Genomic DNA, 15,341 nt, shown 5'->3' with positions numbered 1-15,341 from the left:
TTTGTATTTATTAGGAATTAACTTTTTAGTTACCTCCTTGCGTTGCTTTTTTCATTCCATCTTCGATCATGTTATAGAACTGATCAAGTTTTGGAAGTACTACAATTCTAGTACGTCTGTTTCTCGCTCTGTTTGCTTCAGAAGCATTGTCCGAAACAGGAACATAGTAACTACGTCCAGCAGCAGTCATACGTTTTGGATCAACTTTGAAATCTTTTTGTAATACTCTTACTACAGATGTAGCACGTTTTACACTAAGATCCCAGTTGTCAAGAAGTACTTTGTTTTTGATTGGCACATTATCGGTATGTCCTTCTACTAAGAACTCGATGTCTGGCTTGTCATTAACAACCTTTGCCACTTTACCTAATACTTCACGAGCTCTGCTAGATACATTGTAGCTTCCGCTTTTGAATAAAAGTTTGTCAGAAATAGAAACGTATACCACTCCTTTTTCAACATTAACTTCTATATCCTCGTCTGCTAAGTTACCTAGAGCTCCTTTCAGGCTAGTTACCAATGCTAGTGTTACCGAATCCTTTTTAGTGATCGCATCACGCATTGTTTTTATCTGAAGATCTTTTTCTTTGATACTTTCTAAAGACTTCTCAAGGTTTTCAGCCTCTTTTGTAGAAAGCGTAGCCAAGTTTCCAACGTTATTTAATAATGCAGAATTTTGGTTCTTTAGGTTGGATACTTGATCTTGAAGTACTTTAAGCTGAGAAGATGAACTCGCTTTTTCCTCAAGACAACTATTTAACTTAACAGTTGCTGTATTTAATAGGTCTTCAGTTTCTTTTTGTTTGGCTTCTAAATCAGCAAATTTCTTTTGTGATACACAAGAAGATAATAATACTGCCATAGAGGCGCCAATAATCATTACTTTTTTCATTAGAAAATCTGTTTTTAGTCTTGTTCTTGGTTATATAAACTCAAAATTATTAAAATTGTGACGTATTACGAGATCGTTAACAATAATTTATTATATAACCTTATAATTGGTCGAAATGTTTACGTTTTAAAATAAAATACTGCCATACAACGGAAAAAATTGAATAATATTTCCCCGTTTTGGAAAGTTTTTTGCCTTTTTTAATAAAAGTGTTAAAATTCAGGTAGAAGCTGATATGCGCCTTCAAAATGGAAACCAGATGTGATGGTTTTCCTTCCATAAGAAACTTCAATGCAGCTAATCCATCTAATATCAATCTAATAAGTAAAATACCCGGCAATCTTTTTGTACTCACATTCTTCAAAAGTAGGTACAAATTGTTTCTAAAGTTTAAATACGTTTTCTTTGGATTCATGGTATCCAAAGTTGCTCCTCCCAAATGGTAAATTGTTGAATCTGCGATATATCGGATGCGATACCCCATATTTTGTATTCTCCAACAAAGATCAATTTCTTCCTGATGGGCAAAAAAGTCTTCATCCAGCTTACCCGCCTCTTCAAAAACGGTCTTTCGAATAAATAAACAGGCTCCACTGGCCCAAAAAATATCTACATCTTGATCGTACTGGCCTTCATCTTTCTCGATGGTGTCAAATATTCGACCACGGCAATATGGATACCCTAGCTTGTCTATATAGCCTCCTGCAGCACCCGCATACTCAAAATGAGTTTTCTTCTTACAATCCAAAATTTTGGGTTGTATGGCAGCGATATCTTCAGATTGTTCAAAAGCACTAATAATAGGAGTCAACCAGTTTGCAGTAACTTCTACATCACTGTTTAGCAAACAATATACATCAGCATCAATTTTGTTAAGTGCATCATTATACCCTTTTGCGTATCCTCCATTTTCGGTATTCTGAACTATTTTTACTTCTGGATATGCTTTAGAAACAAAATCTACTGAGTCATCACTGGAAGCATTATCAGCGACATATACGGTTGCTTCTTTAGAATATGTTACTACCGAAGGTAAGAAGCGTTCTAGCAAGGATCTTCCATTCCAATTTAATATGACTACTGCTACATTCACGGATGCAAATTAATAGGTTTTATTTTTAATAATCCGGAATATCTTTTAGAAAAGTGTACTGCTCATTTTCATAATCCATTTGGCAATAGTAATGATGAATCCCATTGGTGATCATTAAATACTGTGCTTTGAGGGCCAAATTATATCTTGCGATTTGATCAAAAACCTCTTGGGTGATCTTTACGGTATTAGATTTACATTCTACAATTAGTAGAATAGAACCATCCGGATTGTAGATAATAATATCATATCGTTTGTTGAGATCATGTATTTTGATCAATTTTTCGACATTCATCAAACTTTCTGGATATTTCTTGTCTTCAATCAGATAATGTACTGTATGTTGTCTTACCCATTCTTCCGGGGTGAGTACAATAAATTTTTTACGAATTCGGTCAAAAATAGAAACTTTATTTTCGCTACTTTTGAATCGAAATTGATACGCCGGAAAATTTAATTTTGGCATTTGCATGATGCAAATTTGATGATTTTTTCTGAATGGATGAAGTAAAACAAATTGTAACTGATATCAAGAACGGAAATATAAAACCGATCTACTTTTTGATGGGTGAAGAATCCTATTATATTGATAAGATATCAGAGTTTATCGAAAAAAATGTATTGGCCGAAGAAGAGAAGGGATTCAATCAAATGGTGCTGTATGGTAGAGATGTAAGTATCGACGATATCGTTTCGAATGCCAAGCGTTTCCCAATGATGGCAGAGAGACAAGTGGTTATTGTTAAAGAGGCTCAGGATCTCTCTCGTACGATAGAAAAATTGGTAAATTATGTAGAACAACCGCAACCTTCTACAGTTTTGGTGATGTGCTACAAATACAAAACGATCGATAAGCGAAAGAAATTATACAAAGCCATTCAGAAAAATGGATTACTCTTTGAGAGTAAAAAGTTGTATGAAAATCAAGTAGCAGATTGGATCCGAAGAGTATTATCGGGTTCTAAATACGCTATAGAACCCAAAGCAGCTCAAATGTTGGTAGAATTTCTGGGGACAGATTTGGGTAAGATTAACAATGAGCTGGAAAAATTAAAGCTGATCATTCCTAAAGGGCAACAAATTACTGCCGATCAAATTGAAGAAAATATAGGGATCAGTAAGGACTTTAATAATTTTGAATTGCGCAAAGCCATTGGATCTCGCAATGTGGTAAAGGCGCATAGAATCATCAACTATTTTGCTCAAAACCCTAAAGACAATCCTCTTGTAGTTACCATATCCTTGTTGTATAGTTTTTTCTCTCAGGTATTACAGTATCATGGTCTGTCGGATAAGTCTCAGCGCAATGTGGCTAGTGCACTTCGAATCAATCCATATTTTGTAAAAGACTATTCTGAAGCTGCTCATAATTATCCTATGAAAAGGGTGAGTGCCATAATCGCAACACTCAGAGATGCGGATGTAAAAGGAAAGGGAGTCGGTGCAGCCAATTTGTCCCAGGGAGATATCTTAAAAGAGTTATTGGTAAAGATCATGGGTTGATATAATTATTAGCGTCGGCTTAACATCTTTTTTCAGAAATGATGCTATCTTTATATGGTGCGTTTCAGCTTTCTCAATAGAACCATTTTTCCCATTCTTCTGGTTAACTTTATAGGAGTACTTGGATACAGTATCGTAATTCCTATTCTGATTTTTATTGTTCTTGATTTTGAAGGAAACGGTTTCATCTATGGAATTCTGGGTGCGATGTATCCCTTATTTCAGTTTATAGGAGCTCCGATACTAGGAAGATTGTCAGACAAAATAGGAAGAAAGAAAGTACTGATTATTAGTCAGGCAGGTACTTTTATAGCCTGGTCTTTGTTTTTGCTCGCATTTGTATTACCTAAAATGAATTTATGGGAGGTAGATTCAGAAATTACTGGGGACTATGCAATGACCTTGCCTTTACTATTGCTTTTTGTTGCCAGGATTTTTGATGGATTTACTGGGGGGAATGTTTCGGTGGCAAATGCGTATTTATCAGATATTTCTACAGACGAGAATCGGGATAAAAACTTTGGTATGATGGGAGCATCAACTAGTTTGGGTTTTGTACTAGGTCCTGCGGTAGCGGGTATTTTGACATCTACGGTTTTGGAAGAAGCTCTGCCAATCATATTGGCTAGCTTGATATCGTTGATTGCTATTTTTGTAATTGCTATTCGTTTGCCAGAAAGTAATCCCTGTGTAGTAGATACGGGGTCTGTTTCTTTGCGATCGTTTCGACGTTTTTTTCAGGTAGAGCATAAGGAGTGCTACAATATCTCGAGAGAGGAGGAGGATACATCAGCTTCAACATCATTTTGGACCATATTGAGAATAGAAAAGATTCCTTTGCTGTATGCGGTATACTTTCTTACTTTTTTGGCATTTAGTTTCTTCTATGCTGGTTTACCGATATATGCTTCATCTATTTTGGAGTGGTCATCCATACAACTGGGGGTGTTTTTGGCCTATTCCAGTATTATTATGATTTTGGTACAAGGGCCATTATTGTCTTTTTTATCCGGTAAAGTTTCAGGTATAAGTTGTATTCTAATAGGAACCTTGTTATTGGGATCTAGTTTTTATTTATTGACCTATCAAGATATTATCCTCTTATACGTAGGCATCACTCTGCTTTCTTTAGGGAATGGGTTAATGTGGCCCAATTTTTTATCCATATTGGCAAAAACCGGTAACAATCAACTACAAGGAGTGATACAAGGCTATGGCAATAGCATGGGGAGTTTGGCCAGTATTTTTGGTCTGGTGCTAGGGGGGACGCTGTTTGAAAGTATTCAAACTGCCGTATTCAGGATAGGGACTGTTATCTTTTTACTCATTTTTGTTTTGGTGCTTTTTCATTACCTAAAAACAAAACCCCAAACCTCTCCAAAAGTGTTGATCAAAGAATCCTAAAGGTTATACTTTAGGATTTGTAGCAAATACAGTCGCCTCGGTAATAAAGCCACGATCGTCCATCTCCAAAAGACTGGAAATGGTATGTGCTATTTCCTCTCCTCTTAATTTGGTATTTTGTTCGGCTTCGGTATATTTTTTCTCTGTAGGATTATTGTCTACTCGATTGTCTGCAAAACTAGTCATCACCTCACTAGGATTGACTTGCATTACGCGAATATTATGGGGGCGTAGTTCATTTCTCCAACTCTCGGTCATTCCTCTTAGAGCAAATTTGGTAGCTACATAGGGTGAAGCAGTAGGCGAACCTTTTAACGATGATGTAGATCCAATATTAATGATGTTCCCATATTGTTGATCTACAAAATGTTTTGCTGATGCTTTTGCACAAAGTGCAGCTCCCAGGATATTAGTTTTAAACTGATCGGTAAATTTATCCGCTTCAATATCCACGAGCTTGGCAATATAACCATATCCAGCGTTATTGACTAATACATTCAAACCGTTCATTTTTTCTTTTGCTTGCTCAACCATATTTGTCACTTCGTTTTCTTGAGTGACATCGGCTTTGATATACTCCACACCAAGTTCTTGTGCAACTTGCTGTAAGGTGTTTTTATTTCTTCCGGAGATCACGACTTGGGCTCCTTTCTCTTTTAGTAATTTGGCGGTAGCTTTACCAATACCCGAATTACCTCCTGTGATCAATACTTTGGCTGTGTTAAGATTCATTGTGGTGCAATTTTGTTTAGAAATCAAAGGTATCATTTGAGTTCTAAATCTTTTGTTAAGTATACTCCTAATTTTTATGGGATAGGAAGATAAGAGAAGTCTTTAACTTCTGTCATGACGAAAGAACTCTGCACTTTAGAAATATTTTCTAGTGAAGCCAGTTTGTTAGAAAGAAAATCCTGGTAGGATTCCATATCTTCAGCATAGATCTTGATCAGATAATCAAACATACCTGCAACGTGATAACATTCTACTACCTCTGGAAACTGTTGAATGTCCTTTTCGAATTTCTTTATAAAATCTTTTTGATGCTGGTTGAGCGTGATATTACAAAACGCCATTAGTTGTAGTCCGATTTTCTTTCGGTTCAAAATGGCTTTGTATGATTTGATGTGCCCTTCGCGCTCAAGTTTTTTTACTCGTTCAAAAATAGGAGTAGTGGTGAGGTGTAATCGTTCTGCAATTTGTTTAATGGTAATCTTTCCATCTTTTTGCAATAACAGTAGTATAGATCGGTCTATGGCATCCATAATATTTTTCTTTTTGAAGTATTCTGAAAGATCAAAATTAGAATAAAATTCTTTAATATTTCATTTTATAAATATTTATTCTAAAATAACATCATTATTTAGTTTTTAATTCTTTTGAATGTACTTTTAATGCATGAAAGAACACGATTTTAACCCAGAGAGTTTAATGATGACTTACGGTTATAAACCTGAGTTGTCTGAAGGAGCCATAAAATGTCCAATTTTTCAAACGTCTACTTTTGTGTTTAAAACCGCAGAAGAGGGAAAAGCCTTTTTTGAATTGGCTTACGGTTTACGTGAGAAATCTCCAAAAGAAGAATTAGGACTGATTTATAGTAGAATAAACAATCCTAATCTAGAGATTCTTGAAAATAGACTTTGCCTTTGGGATAAAGCTGATGATTGTGCAGTTTTTGAAAGTGGTATGTCTGCGATTAGTACAGTACTGCTGGAATTTTTGAAACCAGGAGATTTGCTAGTATATAGTAATCCATTGTACGGAGGTACGGATCATTTTATTCAGCACTTTTTGGATAAAATCGGAGTACATACTATAGGAGTGCTACCTCATCAATCAATAGAGGAGGTGCAACAAATGATTGAAGATTCTGGAAAATCCGATAGATTATCAATGATTTATCTAGAAACTCCGGCCAATCCTACTAACGATATTGTAGATATCGAAAAGTTCAGTCAATTGGCTAAACAATACAATACCGAGGATAAAGAAGTATTGGTTGCCGTAGATAATACATATATGGGGCCGCTTTGGCAACACCCACTACAATGTGGTGCAGATTTGGTACTATATTCTGCAACCAAATATATAGGAGGTCATAGTGATTTGATTGCCGGAGCCGTATTAGGAAATGCCGAATTGATGTTACGTGTAAAAACCCTACGTACATTTTTGGGGAACATGGTAAGCCCACATACTGCATGGCTGATGCTTAGAAGTTTGGAGACCTTGAAAGTGAGAATGGATCAACAGACAAAGAACGCTCAAATGGTAGCAGAATACCTTAATAGTCATACGAAAGTAAAAAAGGTATATTATCTAGGGCTGTTAGAAGAAGGAACATCAGCATTTGCTACCTATAAGAAACAGTGTTCTGCTCCGGGAGCTATGGTTTCTTTTGATATCGTAGGAGGGGAGAAAGAAGCCTTTGAGTTTTTGAACAACTTAAAACTAATGAAACTAGCCGTTAGTTTAGGAAGTACAGAAAGTTTGGCAGAGCATCCAAAAACAATGACACATGCTGGAGTTGATGATGGCCAAAGAAAAGAAATGAACATTACAGATCAATTGGTAAGATTATCGATAGGAGTAGAAAGTGCCAAAGATTTGATTTGGGATTTGGATCAAGCTCTGGAAAAGGTAAATAGTCCTAATGAAATTGCATTAGAAAAAGCATAAATTAGGTAAAATAAGAATAATTGGAAAGCACGGTGAAAAACCGTGCTTTTTTATTTTTACTGTATTTACAGGCGTTTTGAGAGGTTTTGGGTATTTAGTAGGGGAAATTCCCCCTACTAAAAATACGTGTTTTTACCCATTGTGCAGTATGTAGATGGAGCATACTTTTGTATCAGAAATTTTAACCAATCATTCTTATTAATTAAAACACACTTAGAAATCATGAATTTATTCAACATTAACTTCGACTTTGTTTTAAATTTTTTAAAAGAATTACCAAAAGCTAGTAGCCACGCTATCCACAGATAGTCGTTTGATCCCAAATCAAATATACGTATGTACACGTATTTCAACAGATTAGATCATATAGTACTTTTACAGTATCAATTTATAACAATATAATATAGAACATTATTACACTAGAACTTATGACACTCTTTAAAATCAATTTTAAGTTTATCCAGGATTTTTTGCAAGAATTGCCAAAAGCTTGCAGCCACGCTATTCATAGATAAGAAAAGAATAAGTGAAGAATTTGTGAAGATTTTGTTGGGGGACAAAAATTTTGCAAGGGGAACACTGAATTAGTAAGGAAAATAGAAAAACCGCATTGAGCTACAATGCGGTTTTTTGATATGTAATAGTTGCTATAACAAATTTTGATGTAGAATGTATCCTGTCAATGAATTACTAATTTTTTGCTTGAATTATTAGATTTAAGGATGTAAAGACCGCTTGGTAATTGCGAAACATCGATACTAATCACAGTACTTTTTGGATCTAATTCCATGATTAAGTTTCCGGTGATATCGTATAGTCTTAAATACCAATTTTCTTTTTGATAAATATTCACATAACTACCTCTTGCAGGATTAGGAGATATTAATATTGTAGCTTCCTTATTATCTTCATTATCGAATCCAGCTCCTTTTAGTGACTCTGGTAACACTTGGATTGTCATAACTTTTTTAGTTCTTAATCCTTCATTATCTATAGCAACTACTCGTACTCGGTAATTTCCGGCAGCTAGATTTTGGAGTTGTGGATTTCCTCCCCAACCGTAAGGAGCTTCGGTATCGGTACGTATCAATTCACCATTTAGGTATAATCTTACTTCTCTAATTTCTCCATCCGGATCGTTAGCTTCTGCTCGTACAATTAGATTGTCGCCTTCAAAATAGGGTTTGGTTTCATCAGGATAGATCATCGTTAATTCTGGAGCTCTATTGTCGCTAAAATCGTCTGCATCAATTCCAACAAGATCTATTCTAAAATCTATACCAAAAGTTTCACCAGATCCTCTATCTGTTATAAACTCAGTAAGGGTGGTATAGGTACCCCTATTATCTTCTGCTATACCGTAAGCTCTTACATAATTTTCAAGAGTTTCTTTGTTTTTGAAATCATACGTTCTATTTCTAATAGTTGGGAATCTCCTAGCATATGCATGTCCGAAAGGGTATGTTCCTAATCGATCGGTTATCATTCCATTTACCACAGCAGTGTAATCTCCAGTATTTGTGTTAATTTTGGTATCCATATTACTGCCTTTAGTAAAAGTTACATCTACATTAGTATCTAATACAGAAGCATTGTATATATTTTCGTTACTTCGATCTAGTTGTCTATAGATTCTATTTCTATCGAATCCGGGGATTTTTACATTTATAAAATTAAGTTTATGTTGAGGGTTGGTATCGGTTCCACGACCATCGGTAAATCCATCACCTCTCCAATTATGAAATGTAGTATTAACCAAACATAGATTATCCAAGTCGCCTCCTATAAGACCAGCACTGTCCCCATTATAATAATTTCCGTTACGAACCATATATCCAAAATTGGTGGTAATATACATAGCTCTACCTGTATTCCAGGTGGTGTGGTTATCAATGATAGATAATTTATGATGAAATGCCTGAGCTGCTCTATCTTTAGATCTAAAGCCACTGCTACATCCATATGCTTCGTTATTATCAAATTCTAATAATGGCGCGGCTGCAGGGTCTATGTAGTCTTGTAATGGGAACAGGTTTTCTGGATATACATTGGTTCTTACTTTATCTCTAATACTTAAAACGGTTCCTCCACCATCATAGGCATAAGCTTCTCTTGATGAGGCAGCCACATTATTTACCATTCGTACTGCTCGACCTTGTAATCCATAGGCTTCACCAATTCTGAAATCATCATCTAATAGATCAGATACAATAGAGTTTAGAGCTGAAGGAGCATCTCGATCCATGTCAGCAAAGTAGTAGTTTCTTCCATCTGGTCTTGCTGTAGTGACTAAGTTGTTTTCCCAGATTCCGGTTTCAGAACCACTTTCTGCAACCATACCAGAACCATCAACAAAGTAAACTACATTATTAGCAAAAGAAGCATGGCTGTCGTGATGCACCATCCCCCATCCTGGTGAACCCCATACAGCCAATCCATGTGCTTCTGCCATTTTGGTTTGTGAATTGTTCATTCTATGAAAATGCATTGCATATCTTCCTCTTTGATTCTCAATATTTTGTGGTAATGCTTTTTCTTCAACAAAATTTTGTATTTGTACAAATGGTTTCCCATCTTCATCTACTTGACCAGTTCTTACTAAATTGTATTTAAAATCATCTAGAATATTAGCTTTGTTGGATCTTCCCAAGTCCTTAAAGGCAGCAAAATGAATTTTAACATCTGTGGTTCGCATAAACATGGTATGACCACGACGAGTAATGTCATCATTTACATTGTTATTATTATCGGTAAAATCTATGGATTTAAAAGTAACGTTTCGGGTTAAGTTTGATAGGTGGCAAAAAAGGTTTGCTTCTGGTATTCCTTGGTGCGAATTTCTCGTTTGCGTATTAAAAGTTACTTCGTTGGTTGCTTCATTGATGGCTTCTATTACGAATTCTTCATCCTGTGTTCTGATACCATCATTTCTTACTCTAAATATACCTTGAGTACCTGATAAAACCACATCATCTCCAATATTCCAATTTGCAGGAGTGTCTTCAAGAGTTGTTTTATTTCTTCTTCTTGCCGTTGGCCTGGTAGTTCGTAAAAAGGGAGTTTTTTCCTTACCAAAAATATTCACTGTTCCCATAGTCATCAATCCTAATGAAGCTTGTGTTGGGTCCCATTCATATCTACCTAAAACTCCAGGTCCATCAGAAAATAATCGATTTCCAAAATGATCGTTCATTCGCTTCCCATCAGAATAATGACTTCTAGCTTGTGCGTTCCATCGATTTCCACCTATTTGACCACTTTTCTTTTTTTCTATATCAAATGCTTTAAAATGGATATCAATAGTACCGTCTGTTGGTTGATCAGCTTTGATATCTAATTCTGACATCATACCACAAAAAAAAGTGTCTACAATTAGTTTTCTTCTAGCACCTGCCGGGGCTCTGAAAATCATTTTACCCTCATTTCGTATAGCGAATATATGAGCATTACTATTTACATTATAAGTAACTGTAAACCCCATGGGTATAACCACAATTGCTGATTGACCTGGAACGGTTCCTGAATCCCAGGTATTTGGATCATTCCAATATCCAGAATCTTTAGCTTTGTGTGTAGCTGTATTGTCGGGTATAATAGCTCTTATGTTAATCATTGGTTCGCTCATTTGTGCTTTTGCTGAGAAAGCAAAGCATACAACAGCTGTGAAAACATATAATAGCCTAATAGTGTTACTTTTTTTCATGTTGATTAAATTGTTTACGTTAATTGTTACATTTAGTTTAAGCCTTATTTCTCAGTGTTTTTTATAATCAAAAAACAATATTTTGAGGTATAAGTCTTGCGCAATTCAACCAATAAACGACTAGGGGGAAAGGGTAAGTTCTTAAGAACTGTAATCTGGTTACTGCAATGTTTATTTCATTGATTTTTTGTTTTTTTATTAATAAGAATTTGTGAGAACGAAATATTTGTTCTGAACAAAAATAATTTTAGACTTGATGAATCCTGAGTAACTAAAGTCGATTTTTGGTAATCAAACCTGTATTGATAGGTTGATAAAAGGTAAACATTTGATGGGTGTTGTGATGTAAGTGCTTGATATTGTTTCTTTTAAAATGGAAATTGATGTTTTGTGAATGGTATGCCTTGTTTTTTCAAAATTGATAAAGTATACTAAGAGCTGCAGATAGATCTTAATAATTGCGGAAACAAATAGTTGATGAATTAGAGATCTAAGTTTTAATATCTACAATCTCATGATTTATATATGAAAAGAATAACGGTTTGTCTTTTGACATTGATATCTTCTATGGTGGTAGCCCAAAAATCTACAAAAACATCATCTCAAAAAGAGATAGATAGTTTAGTAAATCTGGTTGATTTATATAATGGAAATACCGAATCATTATATAAACTCATGAATAGAAGTAAGGCAATTAATTATGATGAAGGTGTTGGGAAGGTTCATTTAAAGTTAAGTGCTTATTTCAGGAAACATAATAAGATGGATAGTGCTTTTTACCACGTAAATAAAACTATGTTGATCTGCAAGAATAATGATTTTAAACCGGGCTTAAATTATTCATATCTATCGTTAGGTAATATTTATGGAAGCCTTAGAAATTATAGAAAGTCCCTAGAGTATTATTTAAAAGCGTATGACTTTTATAAAAATCAAAAGGATAGTATTAGATATAAGAATGTACAACAGGTTTTGGTTGTAAACATTGCTTCAACTTACAGTGTATTAGGAGATTATCAGCTTGCTCATAGCTATTATACAAATCACCTAAACAATTCACTTTTTAACAAACAGTCTAGGTATGGTGCTCAGTTATATCAAAATATGGCTTTAAATTTTAAAAGACAAAAAAAGTACGAGCTTGCTATTCAATGGCTTAATGAGGGCTTAGCAATTTGTCTTGAAAATGAATTTGTAACGGTAAAAAATGATATTCTTGTAGACTTGTGTAATATTTACTTAATTCTCAATAAAGATATTGAAGCACAACAAACGTATGATCGGATCGATAGAGATCATGATTGGGATAAAAATTATTATCTGGGAGCAATAAATCTGGCTAATAACAATCTTGATGAAGCAGAAAATTTGCTTTTGGAAAGTTTAAAGAAAGAAAACGTTGTGGATAGAAGAATGAATTCTTACCTAAAATTATCTGAAATTTATGAGCAAAAGGAAGAATGGAAAAAAGCGTTTCTTAATAAAAACTATTATCATGAGTTAAAAGATAGTATAATCAAGGAAAATAATAAGAATGTCATTCAAAATAATGAATTGGGGTTTAAACTGATAGAAGAGGAGATGTTGAATAAACAACTTGAAACTGAAAATGAACTCTTACAGTCAAAAAATCGTGTTCAGTTTTATTTGCTTTTTGGGGGAGGAATTCTTGTGTTGGTAGGTCTTTTGTGCTTTTTCTTACTGATAAAGTATGTTCGATCAAACAGAAAACTGAAGGAGTTAAAGAAAGTAGAGAAGAGACTTTTAGAGGACAAAATTGAATTACGAGAAAATGAACTCAATATGACTTTGACTGCTATTTCTAACCGACAAAAAATATTACTGGACATAAAAAACGAGATATACAAAATTGATGTTGGAGATAAAAAAATCAAAGGACTTAAAGTAATGCTGAAAAACTTATTACTATCGGGAAATAACTTATCAGCAATAAGCGATCGAGTAGAATCTAGATATCCAGGAATAGCGGCAAATTTAAAAAACAAACATCCAGATTTGTCAGATACAGAAATCAAGTACTGCTTATTTACAAAGCTCAATCTTTCGACAAAAGAAACAGCAAATATTCTTGGTGTTACAGCAGATACTGTAAAAACTTCCAGAAGTAGAATAAAAAAGAAAATGAATGTTCCGAATACAATGGGGCTTAAGTTGTACTTGGATCAGATTACGCAAAACCCAAACTGAATTAACGTGTTGTACACCAATAAAGGCTATCTCCATAGTAAGAGATAGCCTTTATTTATATGATAAATGGACGAGTTTTATTTCAAACTACCAACCATATCTTCTGGTTTTACCCATTCTTCAAATTCTTCTTCGGTAACATATCCAAGCGCTACAGCTTCTTGTCTTAGGGTAGTGCCATTCTTGTGTGCTGTATTTGCGATTTCGGCAGCTTTGTAATATCCTATTTTGGTATTTAAAGCCGTTACCAGCATCAAAGAATTGTTAAGTAGCTCAGTAATCCTTGCCTGATTTGGTGCAATACCTTGCGCACAGTGTACGTCAAAAGATACACATGCATCACCAAGAAGTTGTGCACTTTGTAGCAAGTTTGCCGCCATAACTGGTTTGAATACATTCAATTCAAAATGACCTTGCATTCCACCAACATTGATAGCTACATCATTACCCATTACCTGTGCACAGACCATTGTTAGCGCCTCACACTGTGTAGGGTTTACTTTTCCTGGCATGATAGAGCTTCCTGGCTCGTTTGCTGGAATGATCAATTCTCCGATACCACTTCTTGGACCAGAGGCCAACATTCTGATATCGTTTCCTATTTTGTTCAAAGAAACAGCAAGTTGTTTTAATGCCCCATGGGTTTCTACGAAAGCATCGTGGGCAGCTAGTGCTTCAAATTTATTTTCGGCAGTGATAAAAGGTAGTCCCGTAAACTGAGCGATGAACTCAGAAACTCTTTTGGCATAACCTTTTGGTGTATTTAAACCTGTTCCTACTGCGGTTCCACCCAATGCTAATTCTGCAAGGTGAGGTAAGGTATTTTCTAATGCTTTAAGTCCGTGATCCAACTGAGAAACATAACCTGATAATTCCTGACCGATAGTTAATGGAGTAGCATCCATAAAATGGGTGCGACCAATTTTCACTACATCCCTGAACTCTTCGGATTTTTTCTTTAAGGTATCTCTTAGTTGAGTAATCCCCGGGATAGTCACTTCCAGAATCTTCTTGTATGCAGCGATATGCATTCCTGTTGGGAATGTATCGTTTGAAGATTGAGATTTATTAACATCGTCATTTGGTTGTAACGTTTTATCACCTTCTCCAATTGTTTTTCCTGCAATTTGATGTGCACGGTTGGCAATTACTTCGTTTACGTTCATGTTACTTTGCGTACCCGAACCTGTTTGCCATATTACCAATGGAAATTGATCATCGTGCTTTCCTTCCAAAATTTCATCACATACTTGAGCAATCAAGTCTCTTTTTTCTATAGGAAGTGCTCCTAATTCGCAATTCGTATATGCTGCCGCTTTTTTAAGGTAAGCAAAACCGTATACGATTTCTAAAGGCATGGATGCCGGAGCACCTATTTTGAAGTTATTTCTTGATCTTTCGGTTTGAGCTCCCCAAAGTTTATCCGAAGGAACCTTTACCTCTCCCATTGTATCTTTTTCTATTCTATATTCCATAGGTACGATGATTTGTTTTTTTTAAGAGTGCAAATTTAAGCATTTGCCTCACTTTTTCTGAATAAAGGGGCTATTTTTTGGTGACTTGCAGATGATAAAAATAGTTTTTAAAATAAATCGTATTTCTGCTATGACAAATTAATAAGAGTTACTATCTTTGGCACAAATTTGAAAATTAGATTATCGTTATGTTTGAATTCGATCAGTACCTTGGATTTTTAGCTTTCTTAACCATTCTTACTATAGGATTTTGGTTAATGATCTTTTTATTAACTTTTGTAATCCCTTACTGGATTATTGGAGCGAATATTGAGAACTTCAAATTGAGAAGAGAAGCTAAGCGTCAAGCAAAAGAAGCATAACGTATTACGATATCAACAAAAA

At 34.9% G+C, this 15,341-nt stretch carries 12 protein-coding genes; 5 read left to right on the top strand and 7 right to left on the bottom strand.

Annotated elements, in window-relative coordinates; all coding sequences use genetic code 11:
• Nucleotides 1-25: 25 nt before the first annotated feature.
• The 3 genes from BUE24_RS04230 to BUE24_RS04220 form a co-directional block, all read right to left on the bottom strand.
• On the bottom strand, nt 26-892 hold the full coding sequence (locus tag BUE24_RS04230; protein WP_073314199.1) for an OmpA/MotB family protein: 867 nt from the start codon (nt 890-892) through the stop codon (nt 26-28).
• Nucleotides 893-992: 100 nt separating this feature from the next.
• Nucleotides 993-1,985, bottom strand: a complete 993-nt coding sequence (locus tag BUE24_RS04225) for a glycosyltransferase family 2 protein (protein ID WP_073314197.1) — start codon at nt 1,983-1,985, stop codon at nt 993-995.
• A 25-nt stretch (nt 1,986-2,010) separates the two neighbouring features.
• Nucleotides 2,011-2,451, bottom strand: a complete 441-nt coding sequence (locus tag BUE24_RS04220) for a type I restriction enzyme HsdR N-terminal domain-containing protein (protein ID WP_073314468.1) — start codon at nt 2,449-2,451, stop codon at nt 2,011-2,013.
• A 32-nt stretch (nt 2,452-2,483) separates the two neighbouring features.
• Here BUE24_RS04220 and holA point away from each other — a divergent pair, with 32 nt between their 5' ends.
• On the top strand, nt 2,484-3,488 hold the full coding sequence (gene holA, locus BUE24_RS04215) for a DNA polymerase III subunit delta (RefSeq protein ID WP_073314195.1): 1,005 nt from the start codon (nt 2,484-2,486) through the stop codon (nt 3,486-3,488).
• 54 nt (nt 3,489-3,542) lie between these two features.
• The gene (locus tag BUE24_RS04210; protein WP_073314193.1) at nt 3,543-4,892 is read left to right on the top strand and encodes an MFS transporter; all 1,350 of its coding nucleotides are present in this window, start codon (nt 3,543-3,545) and stop codon (nt 4,890-4,892) included.
• Nucleotides 4,893-4,895: 3 nt separating this feature from the next.
• Here the strand turns inward: BUE24_RS04210 and BUE24_RS04205 are convergent, their stop codons facing one another.
• Nucleotides 4,896-5,624: an SDR family oxidoreductase gene (locus tag BUE24_RS04205; RefSeq protein WP_073314466.1), complete on the bottom strand. Its 729-nt coding sequence runs from the start codon at nt 5,622-5,624 to the stop codon at nt 4,896-4,898.
• A gap of 74 nt (nt 5,625-5,698) precedes the next feature.
• On the bottom strand, nt 5,699-6,154 hold the full coding sequence (locus BUE24_RS04200) for an Lrp/AsnC family transcriptional regulator (protein WP_073314191.1): 456 nt from the start codon (nt 6,152-6,154) through the stop codon (nt 5,699-5,701).
• Between the two features lie 133 nt (nt 6,155-6,287).
• On the opposite strand from BUE24_RS04200, the gene BUE24_RS04195 reads away from it, so the two are divergent.
• Nucleotides 6,288-7,571, top strand: coding sequence for a cystathionine gamma-synthase family protein (locus BUE24_RS04195; protein ID WP_073314189.1), 1,284 nt, complete (start codon nt 6,288-6,290; stop codon nt 7,569-7,571).
• Between the two features lie 679 nt (nt 7,572-8,250).
• Here the strand turns inward: BUE24_RS04195 and BUE24_RS04190 are convergent.
• Nucleotides 8,251-11,184: a T9SS type A sorting domain-containing protein gene (locus tag BUE24_RS04190; protein ID WP_170864552.1), complete on the bottom strand. Its 2,934-nt coding sequence runs from the start codon at nt 11,182-11,184 to the stop codon at nt 8,251-8,253.
• Nucleotides 11,185-11,799: 615 nt separating this feature from the next.
• On the opposite strand from BUE24_RS04190, the gene BUE24_RS04185 reads away from it, so the two are divergent.
• A complete protein-coding gene (locus BUE24_RS04185) occupies nt 11,800-13,482 on the top strand; it encodes a tetratricopeptide repeat protein (protein WP_084549387.1) in 1,683 nt (560 codons plus the stop codon).
• Nucleotides 13,483-13,559: 77 nt separating this feature from the next.
• Here BUE24_RS04185 and fumC read toward each other — a convergent pair whose 3' ends face one another.
• Complete coding sequence (gene fumC, locus BUE24_RS04180; RefSeq protein ID WP_073314183.1) at nt 13,560-14,957, bottom strand: class II fumarate hydratase; 1,398 nt, start codon at nt 14,955-14,957, stop codon at nt 13,560-13,562.
• 188 nt (nt 14,958-15,145) lie between these two features.
• Here fumC and BUE24_RS23840 point away from each other — a divergent pair, with 188 nt between their 5' ends.
• Entirely contained in the window at nt 15,146-15,319 is a 174-nt protein-coding gene (locus tag BUE24_RS23840; protein WP_170864551.1) for a hypothetical protein, read from the top strand.
• The last annotated feature ends 22 nt before the right edge of the window (nt 15,320-15,341 follow it).

It is taken from the genome of Aquimarina spongiae (assembly GCF_900141785.1).
Lineage (GTDB): Bacteria > Bacteroidota > Bacteroidia > Flavobacteriales > Flavobacteriaceae > Aquimarina > Aquimarina spongiae.
This window is presented reverse-complemented; position numbering and strand designations above follow the sequence as displayed.